The sequence below is a fragment of the Methyloversatilis thermotolerans genome, from assembly GCF_000372885.1.
GTDB classification, from domain to species: domain Bacteria; phylum Pseudomonadota; class Gammaproteobacteria; order Burkholderiales; family Rhodocyclaceae; genus Methyloversatilis; species Methyloversatilis thermotolerans.
Genome location: NZ_KB889967.1, coordinates 3995824 through 4012446, shown reverse-complemented (window position 1 = coordinate 4012446; position 16623 = coordinate 3995824). Strand labels below are relative to the sequence as shown.

The following is a 16623-nucleotide window of genomic DNA, read 5'->3' as shown; positions in this document are numbered from 1 at the left end:
ACAGACTCCCGGAAAGCGGACCGCCCGGATGCAGGCCGGCCCGGGGATCGGCGATCAGGGTCCGGATGCGAACGCCCGATCGCCGCGGCTCATCGCCGCTTCACTGGACGGGGGTGGCAACACCCGTCCCCGTCTCACTCAGAAGCGGCTCGAGTACTGCACGCCGAGAATGTCGACCGAGTTCTCGTACTCGCCGATCAGGAAGCCCTTGGCCGTGCCCCCGTTGGCACGGATGCTTGCGTCCTTCACGAAGAGGTGTGCGTAGCCCACATCGACGGCGGATGTCGCATTCGGCTTCCACTGGACACCGAGCGACAGCCAGACGCGGTCTTCGTCCGGCACGCGCGGCAGACGCGTGGTGTCGCGCACCGGGGTCTGGTCCCAGGCAAGACCGAACTTGAATGCCAGCGTGTCGGTGTAGGCATAGGTACCGCCAAAAGCCACGCGCCAGGTGTCGCGCCACTTGAGCTCCTCGGTGGTGACGTTTACGCCGTCAACCCTGTTGACCGCCAGTTCCTGCAACGTCGACCAGCCGGTCCAGCTCACATCGCCAAGCATGGTCCAGCGCTCGGATATCTTTTGCACGATGCTGAAAGTAGCCGTGTCGGGCAACTCGACATCAGCGGTCACGTCACCCCCTCGCAAGGTGTTCAGCGTTGCAGCCGCTGAACCGGTAAAGCGTGCGGTGCCTTTGAGCTTGTAATCGACCTTCGAGCGATAGGCGACGCCGAGGCGGGTGTTCGGAGAGAGCTGGAACATGGCGCCGACATTCCATCCCCATGCGGTGTCGTCACCTTTGATGCGCCCGAGTGCCGAAGTGCCGGCACCCGCAAGCGCCGCCGTGTTCACTGCGTTCGTCAGATCGGCATCAATTCGTTGGAAATTCACTCCGAACCCGATCGAGAACACGTCATTCACCTTGAAAGCGAGCGACGGGTTGATGTTGACGGTCTTGATTTCCGATTTGATGGCGTGGAAGCGGCCGGCCCAATCGTCGTCATAGTGAGTCTTCAGGCCGAAAGGTGCACCTATGCCCACACCGGCGAACACGCGGTCGGTCAACTGCCAGGTCATGTATCCCGCAGGAATGCCCGCCCAGTCACCCGCGTCGCCGCCGTTGCCACCCACCACGCTCTGACCTCCGGCCGCGGTCGAACCCTGATTCGAAAATTCGGCCGATGGCCGCACCAGATCGAGCGAGAACGCCACGTGGCGCCCCGGCAATAGCGTCATGCCGGCCGGGTTGAAGAATACGGTGCTCGCGTCCTCGGCCACCGCCGCGGTACCCGAATAGGCATTGCCGAGGCCACTCGCATTGCCTTCGAGAAGCTGGAAGGCCGCGCCATGACTGGCGCCCGATCCGAGCGCCGCGATGGACAGCGCGATGGCTTTCACGGCACCCGACCGGTGCCGAACGATATGGGTCATGACTCCTCCTCGTGTGTTGTGGCTGCTGTGTCCTCGGTGACCCCGACGGGTCGGCCGATCTGGTGAATCGATGTCATTGCGCGGCAATCGCCTTCTTGCTGCCATCCTCGGCGACCGCGACATAGGTGAGCTGCGCCTCGGCGACCTTCAGCACGCGCGTGTTTTCGTAGCCGGTTTCGGCATAGACCTCGACATCGACGGTGATCGAGGTATTGCCGACGCGGGCGACGCGCGAATAGAAGGACACCAGATATTGCGTGGAAATCGGTTGCAGGAATACGAAGGTATTGACCGCCACGGTGACCACGCGGCAGCGGGTACGGCGCATGGCGGCGATCGAGCCGGCGACATCCACCTGCGCCATCACCCAGCCGCCGAAAATGTCGCCGGCGGCATTCAGGTCGCGCGGCATGGGCAACATGCGCAGTGCGGGCTGTTCATCGGGAAGCTGCATTTCGGAATTCATGATCGGAGCCTGTCGTGTTGCAATGCCAGGTCCGCATCATAGTGCAGAGGTCCGCCGGTATGCGGTGCGAAACCGGCGCCGAAGATGAGACCGGCATCGGCCAGATCGGCGTCGGCCACCACACCCTGCTCGACGCAGCGTCGCGTGACCTGCAACAGAGGCTGAATCAGGCGCTCGACCAGCCCTGCCGGAATGGCGGTCGAGGTCATCCGCTGCGGGCGTCCGTCCTTCCACGCATAAAAACCCTGCCCGCTCTTGCGGCCCAGTTGCCCGGCATCGACCCGGGCGCGCAGGCAGAGCGGCGGTTCGGCGCCACCGGTCAGACGATGACCGGCCGCCATGGCAATGTCGAGACCCACGGTGTCGGCCAGTTCGATCGGACCCATCGCCATGCCGAAATCCAGCGCGGCGGCATCGACCGCTTCAGGCGCAACACCTTCGTCCACGCAACGCATCGCTTCCAGCATATAGGGCCCGAGCACCGCATTGACCAGAAAGCCCGGGGCATCGCGCACCGGCAGCGGCAGCTTGTCCAGCGCGCCGACGAAGGCGGCGGCGCGACGCACCGCCTGTTCGCTGCTGCGCGCGCCCTGCACCACCTCGACCAGCGGCATGCGCGCGACCGGATTGAAGAAATGGATGCCCACCAGGCGCTCGGGCGCGTCCAGCGCCGACGCCAGTTCATCCAGACCGAGGCTGGACGTGTTGCTCGCGATCAGCGCGTGCGGACGGGCGCGTGCCTCGATGTCGCGCAGCAGCGCATGCTTGGCGTCGAGGTTTTCCCAGATCGCCTCGATCACCAGATCGGCGCCGGCCACCCCGGCGCCGTCGGGATCGGGCACGAGCCGGTCGAGCGCCGCGCGGCGTGCCGCGGCATCGCGGCGGAACTTGCGGGCAAAGGCCCGCGCCGCGCGCTGCATGGCGGGCGCGATGCGCTCCAGCCCCTGGTCCTGCAGCGTCACATGAAAGCCCTGCTGGGCACACCAGGTCGCGATATCCCCTCCCATGACGCCGGCGCCGACCACGTGCACGCGGCGGATATCGGGCAGGGCATCGTCCCGCCGGCCGAAGCCGCGCAGCCGCTCGCGCAGGTGATAGACGCGCTGCAGGTTGCGCGAGGTCGGGTGCGCGACCAGCGCGGGTATCGACGACGGATGCTCGGGCGGCAGCGCCAGCGCATTGCCGCCGAAATCGCGCCATATGTCGACGATGGCATAGGGTGCCGGATAGTGCTTGCGCGCCGCCTTCTTCGCGACGCCGGCCAGCGCCTTGTTCGCCACCATGCTGCGCAGCGGTCCGCCCAGCAGTCTCTGCAGCCAGGGCAGAGGACGGCGTGCCTTGCCCGACAGCACGCGGGCACGCGCGTGTTCGCGCATCAGGCGCGCGGGCGCAAGTTCGTCCACCAGGCCCAGCGATTTCGCGCGCCGCGCATCCAGCATGCGGCCGGTGAGCATCATGTCGAGTGCCGCGGGCGCACCGATGCGGGCCGGCAGGCGCAACATGCCACCCCATCCGGGCACGATGCCGAGCATGACCTCGGGCAGCGCGAAGCGCGTGCCCGGTTCGTCCACCGCCACCACATGGCGGCAGGCGAGCACGAGTTCGGTGCCGCCGCCGACGCAGAAGCCACGCACCAGTGCGCAGGTGGGATAGGGCACGGCGGCCAGCCGGTTGAACAGATCCCAGCCGCGCGCCACCAGGTCGTGCGCCTCCCGGGCGTCCTTCACCCGGCCCAGTTCACCGATGTCCGCGCCGGCGATGAAGCCGCCGGACTTGCCGGACTGGATGACCAGGCCACGAGGCGGCGCGCCATCCAGCGTATCGAGCACACCGGACAGTTCTTCCATGGCGTCGCGCGCCAGCGTGTTCACGCTTTCGTCCGCGCGGTCGAACGTCAGCCAGGCCACCCCGTCGGATTCGCGCTCAAGGCGCCAGTGGCGGAATGCGCTCATGCCGTCTCCACCAGCATCGCACCGCCCTGGCCGCCGCCGATGCAGATGGCGGCCATGCCGCGCCCCCCGCCGCGCCGCTTGAGCACCTGCAACAGATGCAGCACGATGCGCGCGCCGCTGGCGCCGACCGGGTGCCCGATCGCGATCGCGCCGCCATCGACATTGAGCCGGCGCTCGTCAAGCGCACCGAGCGCATGCGACAGACCGAGCTGGCTGCGGCAGTAGTCCTCGCTCTTCCACGCCTCGATGCAGGCGATGACCTGGGTCGCGAACGCTTCATTGATTTCCCAGGCATCGAGGTCATTCAGGCCCAGACCATGGCGCGTCAGAATGGGCGTGGCCGCGTGCACCGGCCCCAGCCCCATCTGCGCCGGATCGAGCGCCGCCCACTCGCTGTCGACGATGCGTCCGAGCGGCTGCAGACGGTACTTGTCGACCGCACGCGCCGAAGCGAGCAGCAGCCAGCACGCGCCATCGGTCACCTGCGAACTGTTGCCGGCGGTCACCCGGCCCTGCGCTCGATCGAACACCGGCCGCAGCCGGGCCAGCGCGGGCACCGACGAATCACGGCGCACACCGTCGTCGGCACCATACACACGACCTTCGCGGTCGGTCAGCGGCGCGATTTCGGAAAGGCCACCTTCGTCCTGCGCACGCGCCGTGCGCTGATGCGAGCGCATGGCGTAGAAATCCATCTGCGTGCGGCCGATGGCGAAACGCGTGGCGAGGTTTTCCGCGGTCTGTCCCATGTTGAGACCGATCACCGGATCGGTCAGTCCCTTGATCAGCCCGATCACCGGTACCAGCATCGACGGGCGGAAGCGTGCGACGAGCGCCGCGCGCTGTCCCAACGTTTTCGCCGCATACCACTGCGACAGCCAGCGCACCATGGCATCGGAGAACAGCAGGTGGGCGCGCGACAGCGCATCGACGCCGCCGGCCAGCACCAGGTCGGCGCGCCCGCGCTGGATGTTGGCCACGGCGGAATCGAGTGCCTGCATGCCGCTGGCGCAGTTGCGCATGACGGTCCAGCCCGGCACGCGGTCACCGCAGCCCATGCGCAGGGCGGCGATGCGGCCGATGTTCGCTTCGTCGGCGGACGGCGCGGCGCAACCGAGGATGACCTCGTCCAGCTCATCCGGGCGGAAGGGCTGGCGCGCGAGCAGCGCATTGCCGGCCGCCACCGCGAGATCGGCTGCGGCAAAGGGACCGGGCGCGTTGCGTGACTTGAGGAATGGGGAACGAGCCCCGTCGACCACGTAGACTTCAGGCAAAGACATCGAAAATCCTCATGCTGCCAGTGCGTCGACATGACGCGCTTCGGCGGGTAGCGCGGGCTGGGCGTCGGCGCCGAAATCCTGCGGGAAGTCATCCACCTTCACGACGCGCTCACGCAGCAGGTCCCGCCGCTCCGCAAGCGCGTATTCGTCGGGACTGATGACGCCCGCATCGAGCGCAGCGCGCAATGCAGCCGCGCCGCGGACGCTGATGACACCCTGCTTGTGCGCCGCGCGCATCTTGGCATCCACCACCTCCGCCGCAACGCAGGCCACCAGGGCGTGCTCGAGCGCACCTATCGCATCGTGTTCGTCCTGCGGCAGATACATGTCCGCGGTCAGCCGGTCCCGCGTTTCCGAGGGTTCGATCAGCAGCGCGGCCACTTCGCCGCCGAGCTGGTCGGACGGCACGACATAGGGTCGGCCGAGCGGGAAAATGATCCGTCTCAACAGCATGGCGATGAAACGGTTCGGGAAGTTCGAGATGACACCTTCGAACGCGGTCTGGGCCTTGAACATGGCGTCCCAGATCGCCCAGTGCATCAGCGGTGCGTCGTCCGAGCGGCAACCGTCGGCCTCGTAGCGTTTCAGCGTCGCCGAACACAGATAGAGCATGGACAGGATGTCACCCAGCCGGGCCGACAGCTTTTCCTTGCGTTTCAGGTCGCCGCCCATGGTGAGCATGGCCACATCGGACAGAAAGGCGAATGCGGTGGAGAATCGCGTGAGCTGCTGGTAGTAGCGGCGCGTCTCCGCCGGCACGCCGGCCGGCACGCTCAGCCAGTGCGATCCGGTCAGCCCGGTCACCAGGGTACGCGCGGCATTGCTGCAGGTGAAGCCGATATGCGAGAACAGCGCGTCGTCGAACTCGGGCAGCGCCGCCGCGCGGTCCGGGTGCTGCGCAGCCTGCATTTCGCGCAATACATACGGGTGACAGCGAATCGCGCCCTGCCCGAAAATGATGAGGCTGCGCGTCAGGATGTTCGCACCTTCCACCGTGATGCCTATCGGCAACTGCTGGTAGGCTCGGCCGAGGAAGTTCGACGGCCCCAGGCAGATGCCCTTCCCGCCCAGGATGTCCATGCCGTCGTTCACCACCCGGCGCGCGCGTTCGGTGATGTGGTACTTCACGATGGCGGACACCACCGACGGCTTCTCGCCCTGGTCGATGGCGGCCGCGGTCATGCGACGCGCGGCATCCATCATGTACAGATTGCCGCCCATGCGCGCCAGCGGCTCCTGTATGCCCTCGAAGCGGCCGATCGCGGTCTTGAACTGGCTGCGTACGCGCGCATAGCCGCCCACCGTGCGCACCGCCAGCTTGGACATGCCTGTGTTCGACGCCGGCAGCGAAATCGAACGCCCGGCCGCCAGACACTCCATCAGCATGCGCCAGCCCTGCCCGGCCATCGCCGGACCGCCTATGATCCAGTCCAGCGGCATGAACACGTCGCGCCCCCAGTTCGGACCGTTCTGGAATACCGCGTTCAGCGGGTAGTGGCGGCGGCCTATCTGCACACCCGGGTAGTCGGTCGGGATCAGCGCGCAGGTGATGCCGATGTCGTCGACGTCTCCCAGCAGGTGATCCGGGTCGTGCAGGCGGAAGGCCAGCCCCAACAGCGTGGCGACCGGTCCGAGCGTGATGTAGCGCTTGTCCCAGGTCACGCGCATGCCCAGCACCTCCCGGCCCTGCCACATGCCGCGGCAGACGACGCCGTAATCGGGGATGGCCGCGGCGTCGGACCCCGCCTGTGGACTGGTCAGCGCGAAGCACGGAATTTCATCGCCACGCGCGAGGCGTGGCAGATAGTGGTCCTTCTGTTCCTCGGTACCGTAGTGCAGCAGCAGTTCGGCGGGACCGAGCGAATTCGGCACCATGACGGTGACCGCCGACGCGGAACAGCGGGTCGACAGCTTGGTCACGATCTGCGAGTGTGCCCATGCCGAAAAACCCTTGCCGCCGTACTTCTTCGGAATGATGAGGCCGAGGAAACCCTTGTCCTTGATGTACTGCCAGGCTTCGGGCGGCAGATCCATCAGCTCGTGGGAAATCTTCCAGTCGTCGGACAGCCGGCACAGCTCGTTCACCTCGTTGTCCAGGAAGGACTGTTCCTCGTCGCTCAGCGCCGGCTCCGGAAACGCGCGCAGGCGTGACCAGTCCGGGCTGCCGCGGAACAGTTCGCCTTCCCACCACACGGTGCCGGCTTCCAGCGCAGTGCGCTCGGTGTCCGACATCGGCGGCAGGATGCGCCGATACAGGGACAGCAGCGGGCCGGATACCAGCGCGCGGCGAAGCGGCGGCAGGTTGAGCAACAGTGCCACCGCGCCACCGATGATCAGCAGGGCGGCGTCGACCGCCATCGGCCACGCGAAACGCGCACTCGCGGCGGCGCACCACCCGGCCAGCGCCAGCGTCACCAGCCAGAGCGGGGCGCGCAGGTAGGCAAGGGCCAACAGGCCGACAGGCAGCAACAACAACAGCATCCAGCTCATTTCCGCTCTCCTCGTCCTTGCGGCGCGTGCATCGCCCGCATCACCGCTCAACCTGTCATGCCGATATCCGGCAGCGGCGCCCTCAGCCCGCCCAGCAGGAAACTCATCAGGCGCGGCGTCAGATCGCGCATCGCCTGTGCTTCGTCCACTTCGACGCCGGTCAGTGCCTGCAGCGTATCGATGCCCGATACCGCATAGGAGGTGGCGCCGAACATGAAATGCAGCCGCCACACGATTTCCTGCAGCGGTACGGCCGGCAGCGCCCGGCTGAACGCGTCCCGGTAGCGGGCCACGACCGGCCCGTATTCCTGCGCGAGACATCTGCGCACGGCCGGCAGCGGCTCGGTGAAGGTGCGTCCCAGCAGGCGCATGAACTCGCGCCCCTGTTCGCTTGCGCTGGCCATGCGCAGGGAACCGCCGAAGAAACACTCGACGATGACATGCGCCTTGAGCGGCGCCCCGGCGGCGCGGCGCTCGGCCTCGTCGAGATCGGCCATGCGTTGTGCGTTGAGCGGCACCAGATGGCGACGCAGCACCGCCTGTACCAGCGCATCTTTCGAGCCGAAGTGATAGTTCACCGCCGCCAGATTCACGCCGGCTGTCGTGGTGATCATGCGCATGGAGGTCGCCTCGAAACCGTGCGCGGCAAACAGCGACTGCGCGGCATCCATGATGCGCAATTGCGTGTCACTGACCGAATCACTGCTGCGTCGCATATCCATGCAGGCAACCGGATGAAGATCGGAAGGATGCGACCGGTGCATGCACCGGGGTTCAAACGTTCGTTTGATTACGTGACGAAAAGATAGGCAGCCAATGCCAGGCTGTCAATCTTGCAGCGCGACATGACCGAGCCGTCGCGACTGAGCGCACGCGGCACTTCTGCCCAGCCTGCACCGCCCGCGCGGTGCAGGCAACAGATTCATTCCCGCCCTGCTTGACATTCAATCGATTGATTGATTTACTCATTCACCTCAATCAATCGATTGATTCCAGCCATGAACACCTCCCTTCCCGCGCACGCGGATTCGCGGCGCAAGCTGTTGCTGGCCGCACTCAGGCTGTTCGCCGCCAAGGGCTACGAAGGCGCGACGACGCGCGAAATCTGCGACGCGGCCGGCGCCAACCTGTCGGCCATCCGCTATTACTTCGGCGACAAGGGCGGCCTGTACCGCGCCGCGTTCTGCGAGCCGCTGGGGGAAGAGCCCGATCCGGCCCTGCTCCGGGGTCTGCTCGAGTTACCGCTGCCGCAGGCGTTTTCGATGTTCTTCCGCGAATTCCTGCAGCCGCTCGAGCGAGGAGAGGAAGTGCGGCTGGTGATGAAGCTGCATTTCCGGGAAATGATCGAACCGACCGGCATCTGGCAGCAGGAGATCGATACCGAAATCCGCCCGCAACACGAACTGATGGTCGCCATGCTGGTGAAGACTCTGGACCTGACCGCGCCGGATGCCGATGTACAGCGACTGGCGATCGCCATCGTTGCGATGGCCGTGCACTTCTATGTGGGCTTCGATGTGATAGACGTGCTCGCCCCCGAGGTCCTTTCCTCGCCCGATGCGATCGAAACGCTGTCGCAGCGGCTGACCGGCTATGCGCTGTCCATGGTCGAGGGCGAGCGGCAAAGACGCGAGGCGGCGTGCTCATGAACCACCTTGCGCTGATCGCGACACTGACCGCCTGCGTGCTCGCCGGCTGCGCCGGAGACCGCGGCCTGTTCGCCACCGTCGGACCGGACTACACACCGGCCACGCCCCGCACCGCAGGAAAGTGGCAGGCATCGCTCGACGGCAGCGTTGAGCTGCCGCACGCCGGCAGGATCGATGCGCTCACGCGATGGTGGGACGGCTTCGACGATCCGCTGCTGTCCGATCTGCTGCGCTCGGCGCAGGCGGTCAGCGCCGATCTGGCGAGCGCGCAATCGCGCATCGCGCAGTCGCGCGCCTCGGCGGTGGCCGCAGGCGCGCGCGGACTGCCCATGTTCGACATCGAGGCCGCGATCAGTCGCTCGTCCTTCACTTTCGGCGGCCCGGCCACCCTGCGTACGCAACAGCAGATCGGTCTGCAGACGAGCTGGGAGATCGACCTGTTCGGCGGCCTTGCCCGCGAACGCGAAGCGGCGCGTGCCCAGTTCATGGCGCGCACGGCCTCGTGGCACGACGCGCGGGTGTCGGTGGCCGCGGAAACGGCGGATGCCTACCTGTCTGTGCGCGATTGCGAACGGCGGCAGCAGGTGGCCGATGCCGACCAGGCCTCGCGCCGTGCCAGTCTGGATGCCACCGAACGTCTGGTCGATGCCGGCTTCCAGCCGCCTTCCGAGCGCGCCCTCGCCCGCGCCAGCCTGGCCGAAGCCGCAAGTCAGGCTGCGGCCGTGCGTGCCGACTGCAGCCGTGCGATCAAGCGCCTGGTGGAACTGAGCGGCATGGACGAAGCCGTTCTGCGCGAGCGCCTGGCAGAGGGTGCGGCCCGCCTGCCGCGACCGCCGGCATTGCCGCTCGACAGCGTTCCCGCGCGCGCCTTGCGCCAGCGTCCCGACGTGTCAGCGGCAGAGCGCGAACTGGCCGAGGCGAGCGCGCGCATCGGTGTGGCCGAAGCGGCCCGTTATCCCGCATTGAGCGTTACCGGCAACATCACGCCGACGCGGGTGGCAATCAACGGCGGCTCGGCCGTATCCACGCAGACCTGGTCCATCGGCCCCACCCTCACGCTCCCTTTGTTCGACGCCGGGCGCCGCGCCGCAGACGTCGAGGCCGCGCGCGCCGAGTACACCGCGCGCGCCAGTGCCTTCGATGCCGCCGTGCGACGCGCCGTGCGCGAAGTCGAGGAAGCGCTGGTCCGGCTGGACGCGGTGGCGCAGCGCGTGCCGGAGGCCATGCGAGCGCTCGACGGCTACGGCGAACGGCTGACCGCGGTCGAGTCGCAACGCGCAGCCGGGCTGGCCAGCCTGAATGACGAAGAAATCGCACGCCGGGCCGAACTGTCCGCGCGCAGCCAACTGATCGAACTGGAACGCGAACGGGTCGCGGCGCTGATCGCGCTTTATCGCGCCAGCGGCGGCGACTGGACCGGCCCGCAGGACATCCCCAAGACATCCGATGCAGGAGACTCCCGATGACACGCCCGTGCCGTGACCTGCGCCAGCTGGCGCTGCCGGTCGCCATTACCCTCGCCATCATGCTGAGCGCATGCGGCGCCCGGCAGGACGACAAGGCACAAGCGACCGCCAAGCCGGCACTCACCGCTGCTCTGATCAGTCCGGCCATCATCACCCTGAGCGAGGGCATCACCGCCAATGGCGGCGTGGCAGCGTGGCAGGAAGCGCTGATCGGCAGCGAAGTGAGCGGCCTGAAACTGGTGGACGTCGCAGCCGATGTCGGCGACCGCGTCAGGAAGGGACAACTGCTCGCACGTTTCGACGACGAAACCGTGCGCGCCGACCTGGCCCAGGCGCGCGCCGCGCAGGACGAGGCCCAGGCCGCACTGGACGAGGCCGCGCAGAATGCCGCCCGCGCGCGGCGGCTGCAGGGCAGCGACGCGCTGAGCGCGCAGCAGCAGATGCAGTACCAGATTGCGGAACAGACCGCGCAGGCGCGGCTGGCTTCCGCGCGCGCCCAGGTCGAGCAGCAGACCTTGCGCCTTGCGCGCACCCGCGTCACGGCGCCTGACGACGGCATCGTTTCCGCGCGCAACGCGACGCTGGGCGCGACCGGCAGCAACGGGGAAGCACTGTTCCGCCTGGTCCGCCAGGGCCGGCTGGAATGGCGGGCCGAGGTGACCGCGGACGAAATGACCCGCCTCCGGCCTGGCCTTCCGGTGCGCCTGCAGGCGCCCGGTCTGCCCGAAATGGAAGGTCGTGTCCGCGTACTTGCGCCAACGGTGGATGCCAGTACGCGCAACGCGCTGGTGTATGTCGACCTGCCCGCCGCCTTCGAACGCGGACTGCGACCCGGCGTGTTCGCACGCGGGCACATCGGCACCGGACAACGCACCACGCTGGCGGTACCGCTGCAGGCGCTCAGCCTGCGTGACGGCCACCGCTATGCCTTCAAGGTGATGGCGCAGGATGGCGGACTGGCCACGGTCAGCCAGGTCAGACTGGAGACCGGCGACATGCAGGGCGATCTGATCGAGGTACGCGACGGTCTGGGCATGCAGGACCGCATCGTCGCCGGCGGGGCGACCTTTCTTGCCGACGGCGACCGGATCAAGGTGGTCCAGCCATGAACTTTTCCGCCTGGAGCATACGCAATCCGCTGCCGGCCATCGTGCTGTTCGTGCTGCTGACACTCGGCGGCCTGCTCAGCTTCAGTTCGATGAAGGTACAGAACTTCCCGGACCTCGATCTGCCGACGATACAGGTGAGCGCCTCGCTGCCCGGCGCCGCGCCGGGACAGCTCGAAAACGACGTGGCACGCAAGATCGAGAACTCGATCGCGACGCTGCAGGGTCTCAAGCACATCACCACGCGCATCCAGGACGGACTGGTGTCGATGACCGTGGAATTCCAGCTCGAGAAGCCGGTGCAGGAGGCACTGGACGAGGTGCGCTCGGCGGTGCAGCGCGTGCGCTCGGATCTGCCCGACGATCTGCGCGATCCGGTGGTGACCAAGCTGGATCTGGCCGCGTCACCCGTGCTCGCCTTCACCGTGTCGTCATCGCGCATGGACGAGGAAGCGCTGTCGTGGTTCGTCGACGACGTGGTCACCCGCCGCCTGCTCACCGTGCGCGGCGTCGGCGCGGTGACACGCGTCGGCGGCGCCAAGCGCGAAATACGCGTCGAACTCGACCCGCTGCGCCTGCAGTCGCTTGGCGCCAGCCCGGCCGACATATCGCGCCAACTGCGGCAGATGCAGATCGAAGCGACCGGCGGACGCGCCGAACTGGGATCGGGCGAGCAGCCTCTGCGTACGCTGGCCACCGCGGCGACCGCCGATGAACTGCGCGGCTACCAGATCGTGCTGAGCGACGGCCGCCGCATCCGGCTGGAACAGGTGGCGGACATCCGTGACACGGAGGCCGAGCGGCGTTCGATCGCGCTGCTCGACGGCAAGCAGGTGGTGGGATTCGAAGTGACGCGCAGTCGCGGCGCCAGCGAAATCGAGGTCGGCGACGGGGTGCAGGCGGCGATTGCCGCACTGCGCGCGGAGCACCCGGACATGACCTTCACCGAGGCCTTCAACTTCGTCAAGCCGGTGCAGGAGGAATTCGACAGTTCGATGACGATGCTGTACGAGGGGGCGCTGCTGTCGGTACTCGTGGTGTGGGCCTTCCTGCGCGACGCGCGCGCCACCTTCGTGTCGGCCGTCGCATTGCCGCTGTCGGTCATTCCCGCCTTCATCGGCATGCACTGGTTCGGCTTCTCCATCAATGTGGTGACCCTGCTCGCGCTGTCGCTGGTGATCGGCATCCTGGTCGACGACGCCATCGTCGAGGTCGAGAACATCGTGCGCCATCTGCGCATGGGCAAGACACCGCTGGAAGCGGCGCGCGAAGCGGCGGACGAGATCGGACTGGCGGTGATCGCCACCACTTTCACGCTGATCGCAGTATTCCTGCCGACCGCCTTCATGAGCGGCATCGCCGGGCGCTTCTTCAAGCAGTTCGGCTGGACCGCCGCGCTGGCCGTGTTCGCGTCGCTGGTGGTTGCGCGGCTGCTTACACCCATGATGGCGGCCTACCTGCTCAGGCCGGCTGCGCACGGCCACGCTCCCGACGGCTGGGTGATGCGCAATTACCTGCGCTTCGCCCGGAAATGCATCGAGCACCGCGGCCTGACGGTGCTGGCGGCCGCTGCCTTCTTCATCGGATCGCTGGCGCTGATCCCGCTTCTGCCCAAGGGCTTCCTGCCTCCGGACGACAATCCGCAGACCCAGGTTTTCGTCGAGCTGCCGCCCGGCGCCACGCTGGAACAGACGCTGGACGTGGCCGAGCGCGCACGTCAGCGACTGGTCGGCATCGAGTATGTGCAACGCGTCTACACCACGATAGGCAGCGGCTCGGCCGGCAGTGACCCCCTGTCGTCACAAGGCGAACCGGAGGTGCGCAAGGCCACGCTGACCGTGCTGCTGGCCGACCGTGACGTGCGCAGCGTGCGCAAGCAGGTGACCGAAAACCAGATACGCGCCGCCATCGCTGACCTGCCCGGGGTACGCACCAAGGTCGGCCTGGGCGCTTCGGGCGAAAAGTATGTGCTGGCGCTCAGCGGCGAGGATCCGGCCGCGCTGGCCGAAGCGGCCCGGTCCGTGGAGAAGGATCTGCGCACCATCCCCGGCATTGGCAGCATATCGTCGAGCGCCGCGCTGTTGCGCCCGGAAATCGCGGTGCGCCCGGATACCGCGCGCGCCGCGGACCTCGGCGTCAGCTCCGCCGCCATCGGTGAAACGCTGCGCGTGGCCACCGTCGGCGATTACGACCAGTTCCTGCCCAAGCTCAATCTGCCGCAGCGGCAGGTGCCGATCACCGTGAAGCTGGACGAGACCGCACGCAAGGATCTGAGCGTGCTGGCGCGGCTGCCGGTACCCGGCAACCGGCCCGACGCCGGCCCGGTACTGCTGGGCCAGGTCGCCACGCTCGAACTGTCCAGCGGTCCGGCGGTGATCGACCGCTATGACCGGCTGCGCAACGTGAATTTCGAGATCGAACTGTCGGGCCAGCCGCTGGGCGAAGTCAGCGCGGCGGTGCAGGCTCTGCCCAGCCTGAATGCGCTGCCGCCCGGCATACGGCAGGTGGTGGTAGGCGATGCGGAAACCATGAACGAGCTGTTCACAAGTTTCGGGCTGGCGATGTTCACCGGCGTGCTGTGCATCTACCTGGTGCTCATCCTGCTGTTCAAGGACCTGCTGCAGCCGGTCACCATCCTCGCCGCACTGCCGCTGTCGATAGGGGGCGCCTTCATTGCGCTGCTCATGACCGGCAAGAGCTTCTCCATGCCGTCGCTGATCGGACTCATCATGCTCATGGGCGTGGCGACCAAGAATTCCATCCTGCTGGTCGAGTACGCCATCGTCGCGCGTCGCGATCACGGTCTGTCGCGCATCGATGCGCTGCTCGATGCCTGCCACAAGCGCGCGCGGCCGATCGTGATGACCACCATCGCCATGGGTGCCGGCATGCTGCCGATCGCGGTGGGCTTCGGCAACGCCGACCTGTCCTTCCGCAGCCCGATGGCCATTGCCGTGATCGGTGGTCTGCTCACCTCCACCTTCCTGAGCCTGCTGGTGATTCCGGTGGTGTTCACCTATATCGACGATCTCGAACATCTGCTGCGTCGCTTGCGCGGCCATGGCGCACGCAGCGACCGGCAGACGGTGTCCTGAGCCCCACCCCGACGCCTGCTTGACGCGGCGCCGGCCGACCGCGGATGTCCCGCGGGACGCTCCGCTCAACGCAGGCTGTAACCTTCGTCCTCGAGTGCCTGGCGGATATCCGCCTCGCTCACCAAGGGGCTGTGCTCTATGCTGACGGTGCCGGTCGCCAGCGCGACATCGACCAGACCGATGCCGGGCAGCTCGTGCACAGTGTTGGTGATGTCATGGATATCATCCTCGCCGGACAGGCCATCGACGACAATCACGGTGGTATGCATAGACGCCTTTCGAGAAATCCATCGCCGCACCTGCAGCGCGGCACCTGCGGACACGATCGCCATTCTGATCCAATACGGGTCACCGGACATCACCGGTATCCCGCATCCCGCTTTCCGGAATCCAGATGGACGCACAGGACCCGCATCTGATCGGACTCGCCGCCGCGCTGGGCATAGGCATGCTGATAGGCATGGAGCGCGAGCGGCGCAAGGGAGAGGGCCCGGGCCGCGCGGCAGCGGGGCTGCGCTCGTTTTCGCTGGCCGCTCTTTTGGGTGCACTTGCCATGCTGCTCGGCGGCGGACTGCTGCTGGCAGTGCTGGCGGCGGCGATGGCACTGTTCGGCGTTGCGTCCTACCGGCGCACGCAGAACACGGATCCCGGGCTGACCACCGAAATCGCCCTGCTCATCACATTCCTGCTCGGGGCACTGGCGATGCGGCAGACGGCGCTCGCGACCGGTCTCGGGGTCATCGTGGCGATCGCACTGGCCGCGCGCAGCCAGGTCCATCGCTTCGTCGTGAACACGCTATCGGCGCAGGAAGTGCATGACGGCCTGCTGCTTGCCGCGGCTGCGCTGGTCGTGCTGCCGCTGACTCCCGACCGGACGATAGACCCCTTCGATGCGATCAACCCCAGACTGCTATGGACACTGGCGGTGGTGATGATGGCGCTCACGGCCAGCGGCCACATCGCCCGGCGCCTGGTCGGGCCGACGCGCGGCCTGGCGTTTGCCGGCCTGGTGTCGGGCTTCGTATCGAGCACCGCCACCATCGCGGCCATGGGCGAACAGGCGCGCCGTGACGCGACACTGCGACCGGGCGCGGTAGCAGGTGCCGTAATGTCATTGGTCGCCACCGTGCTCCAGCTCGCGGTACTGCTGGCCGTGCTGAGCACCGAGGTGCTGCTGGAGATGGCCGCCCCGCTGCTGGCCGCCGGCATCGTATCCGCTGCCTATGGCCTGATCGTCGCACACCACAGCCTGCGCGTTGCAGGCTGCGGCACGGCCCCGCCCGCCGGGCGCGCTTTCAATCCATGGCAGGCATTGCTGTTCGCGCTCACGATGGGCGGAATCCTGTTTCTCAGTGCCGTCATGACCCATGCGTTCGGAACTGTGGGCCTGGGCATCACCGCCGCCCTCGCTGGCTTTGCCGACGCGCATTCCGCCGCCGCCGGCGTAGCCAATCTGCAGACCAGTGGCCACATCGATGCCCGTCATGCCGCACTGCCGATACTGATAGGCTTCTCGACCAATGCGCTCAGCAAGACCGTCGTGGCGCTCAGCGTCGGCGACCGGCCTTACGCCGCCCGCGTCGTTCCCGGGGTGGCATTGTCGGTACTTGCAGCGTGGCTTGCATGGTGGCTGTTTCACTGAGCCCTCTGCATGCCGGCAGCAATGCCGAATGCATCCTCCTCCAACCGCT

The 16623-nt window shown here is 67.2% G+C and carries 12 protein-coding genes; 5 read left to right on the top strand and 7 right to left on the bottom strand.

Annotated features, from left to right (window positions below; genetic code table 11):
- Positions 1-138: 138 nt before the first annotated feature.
- From A3Q7_RS0118395 to A3Q7_RS0118370, 6 genes are all read right to left on the bottom strand, one after another.
- Positions 139-1428, bottom strand: coding sequence for an OmpP1/FadL family transporter (locus A3Q7_RS0118395; RefSeq protein ID WP_026225007.1), 1290 nt, complete (start codon positions 1426-1428; stop codon positions 139-141).
- 73 nt (positions 1429-1501) lie between these two features.
- Positions 1502-1894: an acyl-CoA thioesterase gene (locus A3Q7_RS0118390; protein WP_018413382.1), complete on the bottom strand. Its 393-nt coding sequence runs from the start codon at positions 1892-1894 to the stop codon at positions 1502-1504.
- Positions 1891-3846, bottom strand: coding sequence for a 3-hydroxyacyl-CoA dehydrogenase NAD-binding domain-containing protein (locus A3Q7_RS0118385; RefSeq protein ID WP_018413381.1), 1956 nt, complete (start codon positions 3844-3846; stop codon positions 1891-1893). The genes A3Q7_RS0118390 and A3Q7_RS0118385 overlap by 4 nt, the downstream gene beginning before the upstream one ends.
- Positions 3843-5126 (bottom strand): acetyl-CoA C-acetyltransferase, encoded by a 1284-nt coding sequence (locus tag A3Q7_RS0118380; RefSeq protein WP_018413380.1) that lies wholly within the window; start codon positions 5124-5126, stop codon positions 3843-3845. The genes A3Q7_RS0118385 and A3Q7_RS0118380 overlap by 4 nt, the downstream gene beginning before the upstream one ends.
- A gap of 9 nt (positions 5127-5135) precedes the next feature.
- On the bottom strand, positions 5136-7616 hold the full coding sequence (locus A3Q7_RS0118375) for an acyl-CoA dehydrogenase (RefSeq protein ID WP_018413379.1): 2481 nt from the start codon (positions 7614-7616) through the stop codon (positions 5136-5138).
- Between the two features lie 47 nt (positions 7617-7663).
- Positions 7664-8338, bottom strand: a complete 675-nt coding sequence (locus A3Q7_RS0118370) for a TetR/AcrR family transcriptional regulator (RefSeq protein WP_018413378.1) — start codon at positions 8336-8338, stop codon at positions 7664-7666.
- Positions 8339-8614: 276 nt separating this feature from the next.
- On the opposite strand from A3Q7_RS0118370, the gene A3Q7_RS0118360 reads away from it, so the two are divergent.
- Genes A3Q7_RS0118360 through A3Q7_RS0118345 form a run of 4 tightly spaced genes read left to right on the top strand, consistent with a single transcriptional unit; the run spans position 8615 to position 14932 of the window.
- Complete coding sequence (locus A3Q7_RS0118360; protein ID WP_018413376.1) at positions 8615-9265, top strand: CerR family C-terminal domain-containing protein; 651 nt, start codon at positions 8615-8617, stop codon at positions 9263-9265.
- Positions 9262-10731 carry an efflux transporter outer membrane subunit gene (locus A3Q7_RS0118355; protein WP_040571047.1) on the top strand — a complete coding sequence of 490 codons (1470 nt, stop codon included), beginning with the start codon at positions 9262-9264 and terminating at the stop codon, positions 10729-10731. Before A3Q7_RS0118360 ends, A3Q7_RS0118355 begins: the two co-directional genes overlap by 4 nt.
- On the top strand, positions 10728-11840 hold the full coding sequence (locus tag A3Q7_RS0118350) for an efflux RND transporter periplasmic adaptor subunit (protein WP_018413374.1): 1113 nt from the start codon (positions 10728-10730) through the stop codon (positions 11838-11840). Before A3Q7_RS0118355 ends, A3Q7_RS0118350 begins: the two co-directional genes overlap by 4 nt.
- Entirely contained in the window at positions 11837-14932 is a 3096-nt protein-coding gene (locus tag A3Q7_RS0118345; RefSeq protein WP_018413373.1) for an efflux RND transporter permease subunit, read from the top strand. The genes A3Q7_RS0118350 and A3Q7_RS0118345 overlap by 4 nt, the downstream gene beginning before the upstream one ends.
- A 65-nt stretch (positions 14933-14997) precedes the next feature.
- On the opposite strand, the gene A3Q7_RS0118340 is transcribed toward A3Q7_RS0118345, so the two are convergent.
- On the bottom strand, positions 14998-15201 hold the full coding sequence (locus A3Q7_RS0118340) for a heavy-metal-associated domain-containing protein (protein WP_018413372.1): 204 nt from the start codon (positions 15199-15201) through the stop codon (positions 14998-15000).
- Between the two features lie 125 nt (positions 15202-15326).
- On the opposite strand from A3Q7_RS0118340, the gene A3Q7_RS0118335 reads away from it, so the two are divergent.
- Complete coding sequence (locus A3Q7_RS0118335) at positions 15327-16574, top strand: MgtC/SapB family protein (RefSeq protein WP_018413371.1); 1248 nt, start codon at positions 15327-15329, stop codon at positions 16572-16574.
- Positions 16575-16623: the final 49 nt, after the last annotated feature.